Source organism: Streptomyces sp. NPDC003943 (assembly GCF_053605265.1).
The window spans coordinates 25,761-42,843 of record NZ_JBSGIW010000074.1; the positions used below are offsets into that span (position 1 = coordinate 25,761).

15 protein-coding genes are annotated in these 17,083 nt (G+C 72.7%); 9 read left to right on the plus strand and 6 right to left on the minus strand.

Going from position 1 to position 17,083, the window contains the following annotated elements:
- Nucleotides 1-157 precede the first annotated feature (157 nt).
- Nucleotides 158-1,303: a L,D-transpeptidase family protein gene (locus ACWEV0_RS26465; protein ID WP_453151979.1), complete on the plus strand. Its 1,146-nt coding sequence runs from the start codon at nucleotides 158-160 to the stop codon at nucleotides 1,301-1,303.
- Between the two features lie 22 nt (nucleotides 1,304-1,325).
- Here ACWEV0_RS26465 and ACWEV0_RS26470 read toward each other — a convergent pair whose 3' ends face one another.
- Complete coding sequence (locus tag ACWEV0_RS26470) at nucleotides 1,326-2,744, minus strand: MFS transporter (RefSeq protein WP_453151980.1); 1,419 nt, start codon at nucleotides 2,742-2,744, stop codon at nucleotides 1,326-1,328.
- Between the two features lie 110 nt (nucleotides 2,745-2,854).
- Between ACWEV0_RS26470 and ACWEV0_RS26475 the strand changes: the two genes are divergently transcribed.
- Entirely contained in the window at nucleotides 2,855-3,442 is a 588-nt protein-coding gene (locus tag ACWEV0_RS26475) for a helix-turn-helix domain-containing protein (RefSeq protein WP_453151981.1), read from the plus strand.
- A 33-nt stretch (nucleotides 3,443-3,475) separates the two neighbouring features.
- Here ACWEV0_RS26475 and ACWEV0_RS26480 read toward each other — a convergent pair whose 3' ends face one another.
- Nucleotides 3,476-4,144 (minus strand): pirin family protein, encoded by a 669-nt coding sequence (locus ACWEV0_RS26480; protein WP_453151983.1) that lies wholly within the window; start codon nucleotides 4,142-4,144, stop codon nucleotides 3,476-3,478.
- A gap of 123 nt (nucleotides 4,145-4,267) precedes the next feature.
- Here ACWEV0_RS26480 and ACWEV0_RS26485 point away from each other — a divergent pair, with 123 nt between their 5' ends.
- From ACWEV0_RS26485 to fabF, 5 genes are all read left to right on the plus strand, one after another.
- Nucleotides 4,268-5,449 (plus strand): PucR family transcriptional regulator, encoded by a 1,182-nt coding sequence (locus tag ACWEV0_RS26485; RefSeq protein WP_453151984.1) that lies wholly within the window; start codon nucleotides 4,268-4,270, stop codon nucleotides 5,447-5,449.
- A gap of 89 nt (nucleotides 5,450-5,538) precedes the next feature.
- Nucleotides 5,539-6,471: an ACP S-malonyltransferase gene (locus tag ACWEV0_RS26490; RefSeq protein WP_453151986.1), complete on the plus strand. Its 933-nt coding sequence runs from the start codon at nucleotides 5,539-5,541 to the stop codon at nucleotides 6,469-6,471.
- 18 nt (nucleotides 6,472-6,489) lie between these two features.
- Nucleotides 6,490-7,521: a beta-ketoacyl-ACP synthase 3 gene (locus ACWEV0_RS26495; RefSeq protein WP_453151988.1), complete on the plus strand. Its 1,032-nt coding sequence runs from the start codon at nucleotides 6,490-6,492 to the stop codon at nucleotides 7,519-7,521.
- A gap of 57 nt (nucleotides 7,522-7,578) precedes the next feature.
- Nucleotides 7,579-7,827, plus strand: a complete 249-nt coding sequence (locus tag ACWEV0_RS26500; RefSeq protein ID WP_403793247.1) for an acyl carrier protein — start codon at nucleotides 7,579-7,581, stop codon at nucleotides 7,825-7,827.
- Between the two features lie 94 nt (nucleotides 7,828-7,921).
- Complete coding sequence (fabF, locus tag ACWEV0_RS26505; protein ID WP_453151989.1) at nucleotides 7,922-9,184, plus strand: beta-ketoacyl-ACP synthase II; 1,263 nt, start codon at nucleotides 7,922-7,924, stop codon at nucleotides 9,182-9,184.
- 78 nt (nucleotides 9,185-9,262) lie between these two features.
- On the opposite strand, the gene ACWEV0_RS26510 is transcribed toward fabF, so the two are convergent.
- Nucleotides 9,263-10,885 carry an outer membrane protein assembly factor BamB family protein gene (locus tag ACWEV0_RS26510; protein WP_453151991.1) on the minus strand — a complete coding sequence of 541 codons (1,623 nt, stop codon included), beginning with the start codon at nucleotides 10,883-10,885 and terminating at the stop codon, nucleotides 9,263-9,265.
- A gap of 83 nt (nucleotides 10,886-10,968) precedes the next feature.
- The gene (locus ACWEV0_RS26515) at nucleotides 10,969-11,463 is read right to left on the minus strand and encodes a DUF3145 domain-containing protein (protein ID WP_403793243.1); all 495 of its coding nucleotides are present in this window, start codon (nucleotides 11,461-11,463) and stop codon (nucleotides 10,969-10,971) included.
- Between the two features lie 262 nt (nucleotides 11,464-11,725).
- Here ACWEV0_RS26515 and ACWEV0_RS26520 point away from each other — a divergent pair, with 262 nt between their 5' ends.
- Complete coding sequence (locus ACWEV0_RS26520; protein WP_453151993.1) at nucleotides 11,726-12,622, plus strand: SGNH/GDSL hydrolase family protein; 897 nt, start codon at nucleotides 11,726-11,728, stop codon at nucleotides 12,620-12,622.
- A 58-nt stretch (nucleotides 12,623-12,680) separates the two neighbouring features.
- Here ACWEV0_RS26520 and ACWEV0_RS26525 read toward each other — a convergent pair whose 3' ends face one another.
- Nucleotides 12,681-15,149: a glycoside hydrolase family 3 protein gene (locus ACWEV0_RS26525; protein WP_453151994.1), complete on the minus strand. Its 2,469-nt coding sequence runs from the start codon at nucleotides 15,147-15,149 to the stop codon at nucleotides 12,681-12,683.
- A gap of 153 nt (nucleotides 15,150-15,302) precedes the next feature.
- On the opposite strand from ACWEV0_RS26525, the gene ACWEV0_RS26530 reads away from it, so the two are divergent.
- Complete coding sequence (locus ACWEV0_RS26530) at nucleotides 15,303-15,884, plus strand: TetR/AcrR family transcriptional regulator (protein ID WP_453151995.1); 582 nt, start codon at nucleotides 15,303-15,305, stop codon at nucleotides 15,882-15,884.
- Here ACWEV0_RS26530 and ACWEV0_RS26535 read toward each other — a convergent pair.
- Entirely contained in the window at nucleotides 15,881-17,083 is a 1,203-nt protein-coding gene (locus tag ACWEV0_RS26535) for a serine hydrolase domain-containing protein (RefSeq protein WP_453151997.1), read from the minus strand. The two genes, ACWEV0_RS26530 and ACWEV0_RS26535, sit on opposite strands and share 4 nt — an antisense overlap.

Consider the following 17,083-nt stretch of genomic DNA (forward strand, 5'->3'; position numbering starts at 1 on the left):
GTGACCGGACGATGACCGTTTCTCTTCAGCCGTCGTCATACGGGCCGCGGGCCGGGCGGAGGGCAGGTGGGGCGGCCTAAAGTCCGATGCATCCCACCTTTGTCCGCCTCTCCCGGAGGTCTGTCCCGTGCGTGCTCGTGTCCGCATACACATACCCGTGCTCCTGCTGTCGGCCCTGACGCTGACCGCCTGTTCGGCGGCGACGGCGGAGCAGCCGTCGTCGTCCGCCGCGGGCGACTCCGCCGCGAGCGGCGCGCCCGCGAAGGTGACCGTGGTGCCGCCGGCCGCCGGGAAGCCCGTCACCGTGACCGCGAGCGGCGGCTCGATCGCCCGGGTCAAGGTCGTCGACGCGAAGGGCGGCGAGCTCGCGGGCCGTACCGCCCCGGGCGGCGCCTCCTGGACCTCCGACCGCAGGGCCGCGCCCGGCACCTCGTACACCGTCGAGGTCACCGCCCGCGGCGCCGGCGGCAAGGAGACGACCTCCCGCTCGTCCTTCTCCACCCCGGCCGCCGACAAGGTCAACAAGCTGACCCTGGCCCCCGGCAAGAACACCACCGTCGGCGTCGCCCAGCCCCTCTCGATCGTCTTCGACCGTCCGGTGCGGAACAAGGCGGACGTGGAACGCCAGTTGAAGGTCACCACCTCCAACCCCACCGAGGGTTCCTGGGGCTGGGTCACGGACTACTCCGGCAAGGACCGCGTCGACTGGCGGCCCAAGGAGTACTGGAAGCCCGGCACCAAGGTCACGCTCGACGCGACGCTGAACGGGACGGACTCGGGCGGCGGTTGGTTCGTCCGCGACTACCACACGGGCTTCACCGTCGACACGACCGCGCGCGTGGTGAAGGTCGACCTCGACCGCAAGAAGCTCACGCTCCTGGAGAACGACCGCGCCGTCCGCACCATCCCCGTCTCCGGCGGCACGCCCGGCGGCGACAAGCGCTCGTGGCGCGGCACGGCCGTCCTCATGGCCAAGGAGGGCACCATCCGCATGAACTCCGAGACCGTCGGCCTCGGCGACGCCTACAACAAGATGGTCAACTACTCGATGCGTCTGACCTGGTCGGGCATGTACGCCCACGCGGCTCCCTGGAACGCGGCGTACTTCGGGCGCGAGAACCACAGCTCCGGCTGCATCGGCATGAGCGACGCCAACGCGTCCGCCCTCTTCGCCGCGCTCCGCCCCGGCGACCCCTTCGAGATCAAGGGCGCGGAGACGAAGGGCGAGGTGGCGGAGGGCAACGGCTACGGCGCGTGGAACCTGAGCTGGGAGCAGTGGCAGACGAAGAGCGCGCTGCGCTGAGCCCCGTCGTGGACGCCTTTCGCTAGACGGAGCCCTTGGGCGGCGTCTCCTTCGGCCGTGACACCTGGGCTACGGCGAGGAGCAGTACGCCACAGGCCGCGACCAGGGTCCAGCCCGGGCGGGAGGCGTGTGCGAGCGCCGTCGGGGCGGCGCCCGTGACCAGGCCGCCGGCGATGGCGATGCCGAGGGCGGCGCCGAGTTGGCGTGCGGTGGAGGTGATCGCCCCGGCCACGCCCGCGCGCTCGGGCGGCAGTCCGTTGACGGCGGTGTTGGTGATCGGGGCGTTGGCGAAGCCGAAGCCGACGCCGATGAGCGCGTACGCGGTCAGGAGCAGGAGCACGCTGGTGTGCGGGGTGAGCCGGACGAGGCAGGCCCCGCCGGCCGTGATGAAGCCGCCGGCGAGCAGCAGCGGCAGCCGTGGCCCCGTGCGGCCGACCATGCGGCCGGACCAGGGGGCGCAGACGGTCGCTCCGAGGGCCAGGGGCAGCGTCGCCACGCCGGCGGCCAGCGCCGTCCAGCCCCGGGTGTGCTGCAGGTAGAGGGTGTTGAGCAGCAGCGTCATGTTCAGGGCGACGAAGACCGCCACCGCGCCCACGACGGCACCGCTGAAGACCGGGCGTCCGAAGAGCCGCAGATCCATCAGCGGTTCGGCCCGGCGGGACTCGACCCGCACGAAGGCCGCCGTCGCCACGGTGGCCCCCGCGTATCCGGCGAGCGCCGCGGGTGACGTCCAGCCGATGCGCGGTCCTTCGATCAGGACGCCGACGACGGCCGCGAGGGCGATGGTCAGCAGGAGCTGGCCGGGCAGGTCGAGGCGCCGGACCCGCTGTCCCCGGGACTCCGGCACGAAGACCGCGCTGAGCAGCAGGGCGGCCACGATGACGGGGGCGTTGATCCAGAACAGCGCCCGCCAGTCGAGCCCGGCGAGCAGCGCGCCGCCGGTGACGGGTCCGGCGGCCATGCTCAGTCCGAACACCGACGCCCAGATGCCGATGGCCTGCGCCCGTTCCCTCGGGTCGGGCATCGCGTTCACCACGATCGCGAGCGCCACGGGGCTGAGCATCGAGGCGCCGACGCCCTGCACGGCGCGGGCCGCGACGAGCACGCCCGCCGACGGGGCGAGCGCGCAGACCAGGGAGGCCGCGCCGAACACGGCGAGGCCGCACTGGAACACCCGGCGGCGTCCGAAGCGGTCCGCCAGCGCGCCGGAGGAGATCAGGAGGCCGGCCAGCACGAGGGTGTAGGCGTCCACGATCCACTCGAGGCCGCGCGTGTCGGTGTCCAGGCCGCGCCCGATGGCCGGCAGGCCCACGTTGACGATGGTGGTGTCCAGGCCCACGAGGAACATGCTCAGGCAGCAGACGGCGAGGACCGTCCAGCGTCTGCGCGCGCTCAGCACGGGTGGGACGGCTGGTCGAGCGGGGTGGGTCGTCGCGGTCACGTTCTTCCTCCGATGTCCGGTGCCCGGTGTCCGGGGACGGTGCCCGGCCAGGTTCGGCCCGTACGACGAGCACGGCCCACCGTTTTTGCGAGGACTGCAAAACTGGAGCCATGAACACAGGACCCAGGGACACCGAGCTGGAGCGGATCCTCGACGGCATCGGGCCCCGGCTGCGCAGGCTGCGCAAGGACCGGGGACTCACCCTCGAGGCGCTCGCGGCCACGACCGGGATCTCCGTCAGCACACTGTCGCGGGTGGAGTCGGGCATCCGGCGCCCGACCCTGGACCTGCTCATCCCGCTGGCCCGGGCGCACCACGTCGCACTCGACCAGCTGGTCGCGGCGCCCGCCAGCGGCGATCCGCGGGTGCACCTCCAGCCCCTGCGCAGGCAGCGCGGCAGCGTCCTCGTGCCGCTGACGCAGTACCCGGGCCGCGTGCAGGTCTTCAAGCAGGTGCTGTCACCCCGACCGCCGGAACCGGTCACGCACGAGGGCTACGAATGGCTCTACGTCCTCGCCGGCCGGCTGCGCCTCATCCTGGGGGCGCGGGACGTCACGCTGCGGCCCGGCGAAGTGGCCGAGTTCGACACCACGGAGCCGCACTGGTTCGGCCCCGCGGACGACAACGCCGTGGAGATCCTGCACCTCTTCGGGCCCCACGGAGACCAGGCCGTCGTCCGCGCCGGACCGTCCGCCTAGAGGCCCCTCCGCGGCTCGGGGCCGGACCGGACCCTAGACGCCCGAAGCGCTCCGCATCTCCCACACCAGGACCTCCGCGTCCGCCGTCGCGAGCAGCGCGAGGTCCCGCTCGGCGGAGACGCGCGCCGCGTCCCCCGCCGCCAGCTCCTCGCCCGACAGCCGGACCGTGCCGCGCACCACGTGCACGTACAGGAGGTCCGCGGCCGGCAGCGCCGCCCGCCCGCCCGTCTCCAGGCGGCGCACGTGCAGCATCGCGCCCGCCGCCGGCAGGGCGTACGGGGTGGCGTCGGCGATGCCGCGGACGACCTCGTACGAGGGGTCCCCGCCCGGCTCGACCGGCGCCAGCCACATCTGGACGAAGACGAGCGGCTCGGTGCCGTCGTTGCGCTCCACGTGCCGCACCCCGGCCGCCGAGCCGAGGTGCTGCACGTCCCCCGGCCCGACGACCGTCGCGTGGCCCGCCGAGTCGCGGTGGGTCAGCTCGCCCTCCACCACCCACGTGACGATCTCGGTGTGGCTGTGCGGGTGCTCGTCGAAGCCGGCGCCCGGCGCGAGACGCTCCTCGTTGCAGGCGATCAACGCCCCGAAGCGGAGGTTGTCGGGGTCGTAGTGCGACCCGAAGGAGAAGGCGTGCCGGGTCTCGATGCCGGCCTCGGGGTCACCGCCCGGGTAGCGCTCGCCGTCGCGCTGGATGCGTATCACGGCGCCCACGGTAACCGTCCGGGGCCCGCGCGCCCCGCGAAACCGTCCCGACTGCGACCCGACTCCGTCCTGACGCAGCCCCGCCCCCGCACGTCGCCGTCCCGATAAGGCAGTCTTGTCCCCGTGTCTGAACCCGTGAACGCCGCTCACCCGCATGCCGCGACCCTGAAGCGCCTCGAACAGTCCTCCGGGCGGCTCGCCGCCAACGCCATTGCCCGCATGGACGAGTCGCTGCCGTGGTACCGGGCGATGCCGCCCGAGAACCGGTCGTGGATCGGTCTGGTCGCGCAGGCCGGCATCGCCGCGTTCACGGAGTGGTTCCGGCACCCGGAGACCCCGCAGGCGATCTCGACCGACGTCTTCGGCACGGCGCCGCGCGAGCTGACCCGGGCGATCACGCTGCGCCAGACCGTGGAGATGGTGCGGACGACGATCGAGGTCATGGAGGCCGCGATCGAGGAGGTCGCGGCGCCGGGCGACGAGCGTGTGCTGCGCGAGGCGCTGCTCGTGTACGCGCGGGAGATCGCCTTCGCGACCGCCCAGGTGTACGCGCAGGCGGCGGAGGCGCGCGGCGCCTGGGACGCCCGGCTCGAGTCCCTGGTCGTGAACGCGGTGCTGTCCGGCGAGGCCGACGAGGGCGCCGTGTCCCGCGCCGCCGCGCTCGGCTGGAACTCGCCGGAGCACGTGTGCGTGGTCCTCGGCACCGCCCCGGACGGCGACTCCGAGCTGACGGTGGAGGCGATCCGCCGCGCCGCCCGGCACGCCAAGCTCCAGGTGCTCACCGGCGTCCTCGGCGACCGCCTGGTCGTCATCGCGGGCGGCAACGACAACCCGCTGGCCGTGGCGAAGGCGCTGATCGGCCCGTACGCCGCAGGCCCGGTCGTCGCCGGCCCCGTCGTGCCCGACCTGCTGGCCGCGACCCGGTCCGCGCAGGCCGCCGCGGCCGGCCTGAAGGCGGCTTCGGCGTGGCAGGACGCCCCGCGGCCGGTCCTGGCGGATGATCTCCTCCCGGAGCGAGCGATCGCCTCCGACCCTTCGGCGCGCGAGCAGTTGGTGGAGGAGATCTACAGACCGCTGGAGGAGGCGGGTTCCGCGCTGCTCGAAACGCTGAGTGTCTATCTGGAGCAGGCGAGCAGCCTGGAGGGCGCGGCGCGGATGCTCTTCGTGCACCCGAACACCGTGCGCTACCGGCTTCGACGTGTGACCGACGTCACCGGATGGTCACCCTCCGATGTCCGCTCGGCGTTCACTCTGCGGATCGCGCTGATTCTGGGGCGCTTGGCCGACGCGGAGACGCAGTCCTAGACTTTTGTTGAACACCAACAATTCCCCCGACGGTTCTTCGTCCTAGTCCCCACGGGCGTCAGGGACCGTCCCCAAGAGAGAGTGTGAGGGTGCTCGTACTCGTCGCTCCCGGCCAAGGCGCCCAGACGCCCGGCTTCCTGACTCCCTGGCTCGAACTCCCCGGTGCCGCCGACCGCGTCGCGGCCTGGTCCGACGCCATCGGGCTCGACCTTGCCCACTACGGCACGAAGGCGGACGCGGACGAGATCCGCGACACCGCCGTCGCCCAGCCGCTGCTCGTCGCGGCCGGCCTGCTGTCCGCCGCCGCCCTCGGCGACGTGGCGCCCGGCGCGGTCGCCGGCCACAGCGTCGGCGAGATCACCGCGGCCGCGTTCGCGGGCGTCCTCGACGACATCGCCGCGCTGCGTCTCGTACGCACCCGTGGTCTGGCGATGGCCGAGGCCGCCGCGATCACGCAGACCGGCATGTCGGCGCTGCTCGGCGGCGACCCCGAGGTGACCGTCCCGCACCTCGAGAAGCTCGGCCTCACCCCGGCGAACGTGAACGGCGCCGGCCAGATCGTCGCCGCCGGCACCATGGAGCAGCTGGCCGCCCTGGAGGCGGACAAGCCCGAGGGTGTCCGCCGTGTCGTGGCCCTGAAGGTCGCGGGCGCGTTCCACACGCACCACATGGCCCCCGCGGTGGCGAAGCTGGAGGAGGCGGCCAAGGAGCTGTCCCCGGCCGCCCCGAACACGCGTTACGTCTCCAACAAGGACGGCCAGGTCGTGACCACGGGCGCGGAGGTCATCGCGCGCCTGGTCGGCCAGGTCGCCAACCCGGTCCGCTGGGACCTGTGCATGGAGACCTTCAAGGAGCTCGGTGTCACCGGCCTGGTCGAGGTCTGCCCGGGTGGCACCCTGACCGGTCTCGCCAAGCGCGCTCTGCCCGGTGTCCCCACCGTGGCGCTGAAGACCCCCGACGACCTCGACGCAGCCCGCACGCTTATCGCAGAGTCGACGTCCACTGACACGGCCACGGCCTGACAAGGAGTGTCGAGAAGCATGGCGAAGATTCAGCCCAGCAAGGGTCACCCCTACGCGCGCATCATGGGTGTCGGCGGCTACCGCCCGACCCGTGTGGTGCCCAACGAGGTGATCCTGGAGAAGATCGACTCGTCCGACGAGTGGATCCGCTCCCGCTCCGGCATCGCGACCCGCCACTGGGCCTCGCCCGAGGAGACCGTCACCGCGATGTCGGTGGAGGCCGCGGGCAAGGCCATCGCCGACGCCGGGATCACCCCCGAGCAGATCGGCGCGGTCGTCGTCTCCACGGTCTCGCACTTCAAGCAGACCCCGGCGGTGGCCACCGAGATCGCCGACAAGATCGGCGCCGGCAAGCCGGCCGCCTTCGACATCTCCGCCGGTTGCGCGGGCTTCGGCTACGGCCTGACGCTCGCCAAGGGCATGATCGTCGAGGGTTCCGCCGACTACGTCCTCGTCATCGGCGTGGAGCGGCTCAGCGACCTGACGGACCTGGAGGACCGCGCGACGGCCTTCCTGTTCGGTGACGGCGCCGGTGCCGTGGTCGTCGGCCCCTCGCAGGAGCCGCACATCGGCCCCACCGTGTGGGGTTCCGAGGGCGACAAGTCCGAGACCATCAAGCAGACCGTGCCGTGGAACGAGTACCGCGTCGGCGACGTGTCGCAGCTCCCGCTCGACGAGCGCGGCGAGATCAAGTTCCCGGCCATCACGCAGGAGGGCCAGGCGGTGTTCCGCTGGGCCGTCTTCGAGATGGCGAAGGTCGCCCAGCAGGCCCTGGACGCCGCCGGCATCTCGGCGGACGACCTGGACGTCTTCATCCCGCACCAGGCCAACATGCGGATCATCGACTCGATGGTGAAGACGCTCAAGCTGCCGGAGCACGTCACGGTCGCCCGTGACGTCGAGACCACCGGCAACACCTCGGCCGCCTCGATCCCGCTCGCGATGGAGCGGCTCCTGGCGACCGGCAAGGCCAAGAGCGGCGATACGGCGCTCATCATCGGCTTCGGGGCGGGTCTCGTCTTCGCCGCGACGGTCGTTACTCTCCCCTAGGCACTCCGGATCATCCGGAAGCCCTTTTCTACAGAACACACCAGAAGGAGCGCCACCATGGCCTTCACCCAGGACGAGATCGTCAAGGGCCTCGCCGAGATCGTGAACGAGATCGCCGGCATCCCGGTCGAGGACGTCGAGATCGACAAGTCCTTCACCGACGACCTGGACGTCGACTCCCTGTCCATGGTCGAGGTCGTCGTGGCCGCCGAAGAGCGCTTCGACGTCAAGATCCCCGACGAGGACGTCAAGGGTCTCCGCACCGTCGGCGACGCCACGAACTACATCCTCGAGCACCAGGCCTGATTCGGCCCCAGCCGGACCTGGTCCGGCTGAACCGGTTCGCCACCCGGCGGTGGCGCCGTTTTTCGACCATCACACACATGGAGAAAGAATTCCTGTGAGCTCGACCAATCGCACCGTGGTCGTCACCGGTATCGGCGCAACCACTCCGCTGGGTGGCGATTCCGCTTCCACGTGGGAGGGCCTCCTCGCGGGCCGCTCCGGCGTGAAGCCCCTGGAGGGCGAGCGCTTCGCTGAGCTGCCCGTCCGGATCGCCGCGCTCGCCGCGGTGGACCCCTCCGAGGTGCTCCCCCGGCCGCTGGCCCGCAAGCTGGACCGCTCGGCGCAGTTCGCGCTGATCGCGGCCCGCGAGGCGTGGGCCGACGCCGGCTACACCGCCCCGGCCGGTGAGGACGAGAAGATCGCGCCCGAGCGGCTCGGCTCCGTCATCGCCTCCGGCATCGGCGGTGTCACCACGCTGCTCGACCAGTACGACGTGCTGAAGGAGTCCGGCGTCCGCCGCGTCTCCCCGCACACCGTGCCGATGCTCATGCCCAACAGCCCCTCCGCCAACGTCGGCCTCGAGGTGAACGCCCGGGCGGGCGTGCACACCCCGGTCTCCGCGTGCGCGTCGGGTGCCGAGGCCATCGGCTACGCCATCGAGATGATCCGCTCCGGCCGTGCCGACGTGGTCGTCGCCGGTGGCACCGAGGCGGCGATCCACCCGCTGCCGATCGCGGCCTTCGCCAACATGATGGCGATGTCCAAGAACAACGACGAGCCCCAGAAGGCCTCCCGCCCCTACGACAAGGGCCGTGACGGCTTCATCCTGGGCGAGGGCGCGGGCGTGATCGTGCTCGAGTCCGAGGAGCACGCCAAGGCGCGCGGCGCGAAGATCTACTGCGAGGCGCTGGGCCAGGGCCTGTCCGCCGACAGCCACCACATCGCGCAGCCCGAGCCGACCGGCCGCGGCATCGCCGCCGCGCTGCAGAACCTGCTCGACGACACGGACCTGAAGCCGTCCGAGGTCGTGCACCTCAACGCCCACGCCACGTCGACCCCGCAGGGCGACGTCGCCGAGATCAAGGCGCTGCGCAAGGTCCTGGGCGACGACCTGGACCACGTCGCGGTCTCCGCGACCAAGTCGATGACCGGCCACCTGCTCGGCGGCGCCGGCGGCATCGAGACCGTCGCCACCGTCCTGGCGCTGCACAACCGCATCGCCCCGCCGACGATCAACGTCGACGAACTGGACCCGGAGGTCGAGGCCGACATCGTCCGCGACACGCCGCGCGAGCTGCCGCAGGGCACGATCGCCGCGATCAACAACTCGTTCGGTTTCGGCGGCCACAACGTGGTGCTGGCCTTCCGGACGGTCTGACCCGACGTCAGCAGTCTTGCTTGAGGCCCTCTGCCGGAACGTACCGGCAGAGGGCCTTCGCATGTCCGGGCAGAAGTGTCAGCGGATGCCGACGACCGCCGGTTCGCCCTCCATCGAGATGTCGTTGGCGACGACGTGCCCGCCCGTCACCGGGATCAGCTCGGGGTAGATCGAGACGACCTGCTTGTTGCCCTTGCTATCGATCGTGCGGCGTACGGCTCCGGTCGCGGCGTCGAGCAGGACGATGTCGCCCCCGTACGTGAGGGCGCCGACGGTGCCGTCCGGCTCGGGGGCGAGTGCCTGGAACATGGTGTCCTCCGCGGTGTGCGCCCACACCCTGCGGCCGTCCTTCAGGGAGTACGCGACGACCTGGACGGCCACCGACGAGGACCGTTCCACGGGCGTGACCAGCAGCCCGCCGGCCACGATCTGACGGCCCCTCCGGAACGGGTCGATCACTCCGTCGGGTCCGGACAGCGGCACGTTCGCGGTGGGCGTGCCGCGGTCGTCGAGGGCGAGCACCGCGTGGGTGCCGCGTTCGTCCTCTTCCCGGACGGCGACGACCGCGGGTGCCACCGACAGGACGGCGGCCTCGGCGTCGGACTCGACGTCCAGTGGGTGCTGCCAGCGCTCCTTGCCGGTGGCGGTGTCGAGGGCGAGCACCCGGGCGCCCTTGCCGCACTGCTCGACGAGCAGGGTGCGGGTCTCGTCCGCGTCCACCGCCTTGACCTCGCAGTCCTCGCCCAGCGGGCGCTGCCAGCGCTGGGCGCCGCTCTCGGCGGAGCGGCCCCGGACGGCGCGGTCCTCGACGGCGACGGCGACCTGGCCGCCGACGGCCACCCCGCCCTCGGCGACGCCGTCGCCGTCGACGGCCCGGCGCCAGAGGATCCTGCCGGTGCCGGTGTGGACGGCGGCCAGGGTCGCGCAGGGCTTGTCGTGGCGTCCGTACGCGACGAGGCCGATGTTCCGGCCGACGCGCGGGCTCATCGCGCAGACGGCCTCTCGGGTGGGCGCCGCAACGTTCCAGCGGACCTTGCCGTCACGGGCGTCGTACGAGGTCAGCCCGTCGAGCCGGGCGTGGACGACGGCGTCGCCGAGGCCCCAGGCGCCGGGCCACCGCTCGCCCTGCGCGGTGGGCCGCACCTGCCAGGTGACGGCGGGCTGCCCGGCGGGGGCCTTGGCGGCCGGGCGGCCGGTCGCCGGCCGGTCCGCGGCCGGGTCCTCGTCGCCGCCGGGCCAGAGGCCGACGCCCCAGGCCCCGGCGACCAGGCCGAGACAGACGGCGACGGCGAGGGCGGCGCGTTCGGCTCCGCGAAGCCCGGTGAGGCCGGTGAGGCCGGTGAGCTGCGACTTCTTCCCGTCCTCCCGGCCGGCCTCGCCCGGCTTGTCGCGCCCGTCGAGCCTGTCGGCCTCGCCGGCCTCGCCGAGCTTCACCGGCCGCTTCTCTCCGTTCACCGGAACCGCGCCCTCCGGCCCGCCCCGCGTGCCCAGCGTGAAGCCCGCCCGGCCCGCCGCGAGCAGCGCCGCCCCGGCGAGCAGCCACCACCACACCGTGCCGCCCTCGGGCCAGGAGCCCTCGCAGGCGAAGTTCATCTCGCCGAGCCCCTCGACGACGAAGCCGCCGAGCAGCACCGCGGCCGCGCCGAAGAGCGCCCCGGACAGCAGAACGGCGGCCGTGGCGGCCGCCGGACGTCTACTCATCTCGCACCCCTGCCCCGGGCCCGCCCCCTGCGGGCCCCGGCGGGGAATCTAGAGCACCTGGATCAACGGAGCACCCGGATCCCCTAGACCACCTGGTGCAGCCAGCGGACCGGGGCGCCCTCGCCCGCGTACCGGAAGGGCTCCAGTTCGTCGTCCCAGGGCTTGCCGAGCAGCTTGGCGATCTCGGCCTCGAGCTGCGTCTCGCCGTGGGTGGCGCGGGCCAGGGCGGCGCGCAGCCGGTCCTCGGGGACGAGGATGTCGCCGTGGATGCCGGTCACCGCGTGGAAGATGCCGAGCTCGGGCGTGGCGCTGTACCGCTCGCCCTCGGCGTTGGAGCAGGGTTCCGCGGTGACCTCGAAGCGGAGCATCTGCCAGCCGCGCAGCGCGGAGGCGAGTTTGGAGGCGGTGCCGGTCTCGCCCTGCCAGGAGAACTCGGCTCTCCAGGTCCCGGGGGACGCCGGCTGACGGATCCAGTCGAGCTGGACCCTCGCACCGAGGACGCCCGCGACCGCCCATTCGACGTGCGGGCAGAGCGCGCGCGGTGCGGAGTGTACGTACAGGACTCCACGTGTCGTCACCGGGACCTCCAGTGTGGGGACGAGGTTCGCCATACCCAGCGGCCTCAGTAAACATCATCACGAGAAGCGGTCTTCGCAAACCCCCAAAAAGGGGACAGCATGTGACGTGATGTAATTTACCGGAGCCGATCGGCGGGGGCGCCTCTGGTTCGACGGGGGAAAAGCTACCGTGCCGCGCCCGTGTCGGGGTGACGTACGGTCGGTCGGGGGCGGGTGGGCACCAAGCTTTCACTCGCCAGGACGCCGGAGGAGGGGCTCCCGAATGCGCGGGCGAAAACGTTTCAGCACCGCTGTCGCCACGGTGACGGCGGCGCTGCTCGGTACGGCGGCCGTGGCGGGCTGCTCGGCCGGTGACGCCGCGGACGCCACCCGCACGGCGGCCCGGCAGGCACCGAAGCCGAAGCCGAAGCCCACGCCGGTGTGGAACACGGCCCCCGCCTCCGTCGCCGCCGTCGGCGACTCCATCACCCGCGCCTTCGACGCCTGTACGGTGCTCGCCGACTGCCCCGAGGCGTCGTGGGCGACCGGCACCGACGCGGCCGTCAACAGCCTCGCGCTGCGGCTGCTCGGCCCGGAGCGGGTCGCGGGCCGGAGCTGGAACCTGGCCAGGACCGGGGCCCGGATGGCCGAACTGCCCGCGCAGATGACGCGGGCGGCGGCCGAGCGCCCGGAACTGGTCACCGTGATGATGGGCGCGAACGACGCCTGCCGGGAGAGGCCCGAGCTGATGACCCCGGTCGACGAGTTCCGCGCCTCCTTCACGACGGCCCTCGCCCGGCTGCGGACCGGGGCACCGAAGGCCCAGGTGTACGTGTCGAGCGTGCCGGACCTGAAGCGGCTGTGGGCGACCGGCCGGGTGAACCCGATGGGCCGTCAGGTGTGGCGACTGGGCATCTGCGGCTCGATGCTGAAGGACGCCGAGGACCTCGGCCCGGCCGCCGAGCAGCGCCGCGCCCAGGTGCGCGAGCGGGTGGTGGCGTACAACCGGGTGCTCCAGGAGGTGTGCGCGAAGGACACCCGCTGCCGTTACGACGGCGGCGCGGTCTTCGGCTTCGCCTTCGGCGACGGGCAGCTGAGCCCCTGGGACTGGTTCCATCCGAGCCGCGACGGCCAGGCGCGGCTCGCGGAGCTCGCGTACCGGCAGGTGACCCGCAGATAGCGGGTGGCCCCGGGGCGGTGTCAGGTTCCGCCCCGGGGCCGGTCGGTGGGGAGAGACGTCAGATCTCCAGGGTCGCCGTCAGGCGGGTGTCGGCCAGCGAGTGAGCGGCCCGCACCTCGTACGCACCGGAGACGAGGGTCCAGGCACCCTTCTCGCCGGCGCGCTCGTCCCAGATCTCGAAGGCGCGGCGCGGGAGTTCGACCGTGACCTCGACGGTCTCGCCCGCGGCGGCCTCGACGCTCGCGAAGCCGGCCAGCCAGCGCGCCGGGCGTCCCGCGCTGTCGGCGACCGGGGCGAGGTAGATCTGGACGACCTCGCGGCCGGTGCGTTCGCCGGTGTTGGTGAGGACGACGGTGGCGCTGTCCTGGGTGGCGACGAGGGAGTCGTACGACCAGGTGGTGTAGCCGAGGCCGTGGCCGAAGGGGTACGCGGGGACGGCGCCGGCCCGGTCCCAGGCGCGGTAGCCGATGAACACGCCCTCCGCGTAGTCGAGTCGGCCGCCGGTCGGGGCGACCTCGGTGACGGGCACGTCGGCGAGCGCGACGGGCCAGGTGGTGGGCAGCCGGCCGCCGGGCTCCTCGGCGCCGGTGAGCACGTCGGCGAGGGCGGCGCCGCCCTCCTGGCCCGGGAACCAGCTGAGCAGGATCGCGGCGACGTCCTCGCGCCACGGCATCTCGACCGGGGAGCCGGCGTTGACGACGACCACGGTGTTCGGGTTGGCGGCGGCGACGGCCCGGACGAGGTCGTCCTGGCGGCCGGGCAGGGCGAGGTCCTTGCGGTCGAAGCCCTCGGACTCGACGCGCTCGGTGGTGGCGACGACCACGACGGCGGTGTCGGCTGCGCGGGCGGCCTCGACGGCTTCGGCGATCAGTTCGTCGGGGTCACGGCGCGGACCGAGGTGGACGAAGGAGATCATGACGGCCGGCAGCGGGGCCGCGAACTCCTTGTCGAGGGTGTGCCGCAGGGAGACCTCGACGGTCTGCCCGGCCGTGAGGGCGACCTTGCCGCGCTCGACGGGCGAGCCGAAGAACGCCTCGAAGGGGTCGGTCTCGGGGCCCATGGTCTGCACGCCGTCGAAGAGCGTCCGCCCGTCGACGGTGAGCGTGAACGCGCCGAGGCCGCGGGTGCCGAAGGCGTGCTCGCCGCTCTCGCGCGGGGTGAAGGTGCCGGTGACCTCGATGGAGGCGAGGGTGTCGTGGGTGACGCCGGCCGGCAGGTCGTCGCCGATCCACTGGACCTGGCCGTTGGGCAGGCTGCCCTCGCCGATGACGGTGCCGTGGGCGTCACGGCACACCGCGCGCAGGGTGAACCCCTGGTCGGCCGGGGCGAGTTCGTCGCTCGGGTCGGCGCCGATCGCGTACGAGAGGGTGCCCTCCGGCAGGGCGGCGGTGAGGCCGTCGAGCGGGGAGACGGTGTGGTCGGGGAAGACCTGCGCGGAGCCGCCGCCGAGGACACGGGCGTCGCGGGCGGCGGCGCCGGAGAGGGCGACGGAGCCGCCGCGCAGGGGCAGGGCGGCCTGTCCGTCGCGGGAGTCGTTCCGTACGAGCACGAAGCCGCGGCGGGCGATCTCGCGGGCCAGTGCGTCGCCGTCGATGCCGGCGGGCGGCTCGGCGACGACCGGCGGGACGCCGTCGAGGGCGCCGACGCGGGCGGCGAGCCGGAGGACGTTGCGCACGGCGGTGTCGACGGCGCTCTCGTCGACCTCGCCGGCCCGGACGGCGGCGGCGAGCGTCTCGCCGTACACGGTCTGCGGGCCGGGCATGGCCACGTCGAGGCCGCCCTCGATGCCGGCCTTGGTGGAGCGGGCGGCCATCCAGTCGGAGACGTTGTAGCCGTCGAAGCCCCACTCGCCGCGCAGCACCTCGTTGACGAGGTGGTGGTGCTCGGTCATCGTCACACCGTTGACCTGGTTGTAGGCGGTCATGATGCCCCACGGGTGGGCGTTCCTGACGATGGCCTCGAAGGGTGCGAGGTAGAGCTCGCGCAGCGGGCGCGGGGCGATGCGGTTGTCGACGGTGAAGCGGTCGGTCTCGGCGTCGTTGCCGACGAAGTGCTTGACGGTGGTGCCGACGCCGCCGTCCTGGACGCCCTGGACGTAGCCGGTGCCGATGGCGCCGGTGAGGTACGGGTCCTCGCTGTACGCCTCGAAGTGGCGGCCGCCCAGCGGGGTGCGGTGCAGGTTGACGGTGGGTGCGAGGAGGACGTGGACCCGCTTGCGGCGGGCCTCCTGGGCGAGCAGCCGGCCGGCCCGGCGGGCGAGCGCCGGGTCCCAGGTGGCGGCGAGCGCGGTGGGCGAGGGCAGCGCGACGGACGGGTCGTCGGCGGTCCAGCGGACGCCGCGGACGCCGATCGGGCCGTCGGACATGACCAGGGAGGCCAGGCCGATCTCGGGCAGGGCCGGCAGCGACCACATGTCCTGGCCGGCGAGCAGCCGGGCCTTGGCGTCGAGGTCGAGCTTGCCGAGGGCCGCCTCGACGGCCTGCTCGCGCACGGTGTCCGCGTCGGTCCGCGGCTTCGTCTCTGCCATGGCCGTTCCTCCTGGTCCGAAGTGCTGGGGTGCGGCCCATGGTGACTCGCCTACCTGTAGATCGGTAGGTTACGTTAGCGTTTCGTTATCTTCTGTTGGTGGGGATGCCGTACGGTCCTGTCAGAGTCGGGGCTACGGAAGGGGGCGAGTGCGATGGCACGGGCCAGGAGCGAGGAGCGGCGGACGGAGATCGTCCGGGCCGCCCTCGAGGTGATCGCCGAGCGCGGCTACCGGGGCGCGTCGCTGGGCGCCGTCGCCGAGCGGGTCGGGCTCACCCAGCAGGGCCTGCTGCACTACTTCCCGACCAAGGAGGCGCTGCTCGTCGCCGTCCTGGAGGAGCGCGACCGCTGGGACACCAGCGGCGGCCGGGACCGGGAGCGCTGGCGTCTCGACCTGATGGAGTCGCTCGTCGAGTACAACGCCATGCGCCCCGGCATCGTGCAGACCTTCTCCGCGCTGCTCGGCGAGAGCGTCACGGAGGGCCACCCGGCCCGCGCCTTCTTCACCGAACGCTACGTCCAGGTGCGGGAGAACATGGCCGACGTGCTGCGCGCCGAGTACGGCGCCGAGCTGCCCGGCGGCCTCACCCCGGAGCAGGTGGCGCCGCTGCTCACGGCGGTGATGGACGGCCTCCAGTTCCAGTGGCTGCTCGACCCGGACGCGGTGGACATGCCGGCGTCGTTCCGGGACTTCCTGGCGCTGCTCGCCCCGGCGAACCGTTCGGCCGCGTCCTAGCGCGGGGTGATCCCGCCCGCGTACACGTGGTCCGGGGTGATGACGCGGGTGATCGCCCGGGCCACCAGGGTCGAGGGCTCCTGGCCTCCGGCGACGAGGGAGTCGGTGTTCAGGATGAGGACCATGGTCGCCTTCTGCTCGGGCAGGTAGACGGTCACGGTCTCGTATCCGGGCAGCGAGCCGTTGTGCCCGATCCAGCCGTTGGTCTTGAGGATGCCGAGGCCGTAGCTGGTGCCGGGGAAGCCGGTCGGCAGCAGCTTCAGGCGCTGCTTCTGGGTCTCGGGGCTGAGCAGCTCTCCGGTGGCGAGGACCGGGGCCCAGCGGCGCAGGTCCCGGAGGTTGGAGATCATCCCGCCGGCGGCCCATGCCCAGCTCGGGTTCCAGTCCGTGGTGTCCGCGACGGCCCCGGTCAGCGTCTGGTTGCTGTACCCGTGCGCGTGCGGCTCGGGGAACTCGGCAGCCTTCGGCAGGAAGGTGTGGCGCAGGCCGCCCGGGCGGACCACGCGCTCGTGGATGACGTCTCTCAGCGGCCGGCCGGTCACCTTCTCGATCACCAGGCCGAGCAGGACGAGGTTGGAGTTGCAGTACTGGAACGTCTTGCCGGGCTCCGCGATGTTCTTGTGCCGGTAGCCGTAGGAGAGGGCCTCCCAGGGGTTGAGCTGCCGCTCCGGCTCGCTGTACAGGTCGTGGATGAAGTCGGGGTCGGAGGTGTACGGGAAGAGGCCGCTGCGCATCTCGGCGAGGTGGCGCAGCGTGATCTTCCTGCCGTTGGGAACGCCGCGGATGTACGTGTCGATGGGGTCGTCCAGCTTCACCCTGCCCTCGTCGACGAGTTCGAGCAGCGCGGTGACGGTGAAGGTCTTCGTCTCGCTGCCGATCCGGACGAAGGTGTCGGCGAACATCGGCTGTCCGGTGGACTTGTCGGCGACGCCGCTCGTGCGGACGTAGCACCCCCTGCCGGGCAGCCACAGGCCGACGACGAGTCCCGGGACGGCGGCCTGCTTGCGGACGTCCTCGACGGTCCTGTCCAGCTTGGCGGTCAGCTCGGGGCCGAGGCCGCCGGGCGGGCAGTCTTCGTCGCCGTGGTGCGGGCCCGCACCGACGGCCGCCGGGACGGCCGTGGCGGGGGCCGTCGCGAACGGGGCCATGACGGAGGTGTCCAGATTCAGCCTCGCGCAACGGGCCCTGATCGGGCTGAT

Coding starts and splice junctions, on each gene's coding strand:
- ACWEV0_RS26510 (WP_453151991.1), bottom strand. CDS start 10,885: ATGAGTAGACGTCCGGCGGCCGCCACGGCCGCCGTTCTGCTGTCCGGG.
- ACWEV0_RS26495 (WP_453151988.1), top strand. CDS start 6,490: ATGGCGAAGATTCAGCCCAGCAAGGGTCACCCCTACGCGCGCATCATG.
- ACWEV0_RS26520 (WP_453151993.1), top strand. CDS start 11,726: ATGCGCGGGCGAAAACGTTTCAGCACCGCTGTCGCCACGGTGACGGCG.
- ACWEV0_RS26525 (WP_453151994.1), bottom strand. CDS start 15,149: ATGGCAGAGACGAAGCCGCGGACCGACGCGGACACCGTGCGCGAGCAG.
- ACWEV0_RS26530 (WP_453151995.1), top strand. CDS start 15,303: ATGGCACGGGCCAGGAGCGAGGAGCGGCGGACGGAGATCGTCCGGGCC.
- ACWEV0_RS26475 (WP_453151981.1), top strand. CDS start 2,855: ATGAACACAGGACCCAGGGACACCGAGCTGGAGCGGATCCTCGACGGC.
- ACWEV0_RS26500 (WP_403793247.1), top strand. CDS start 7,579: ATGGCCTTCACCCAGGACGAGATCGTCAAGGGCCTCGCCGAGATCGTG.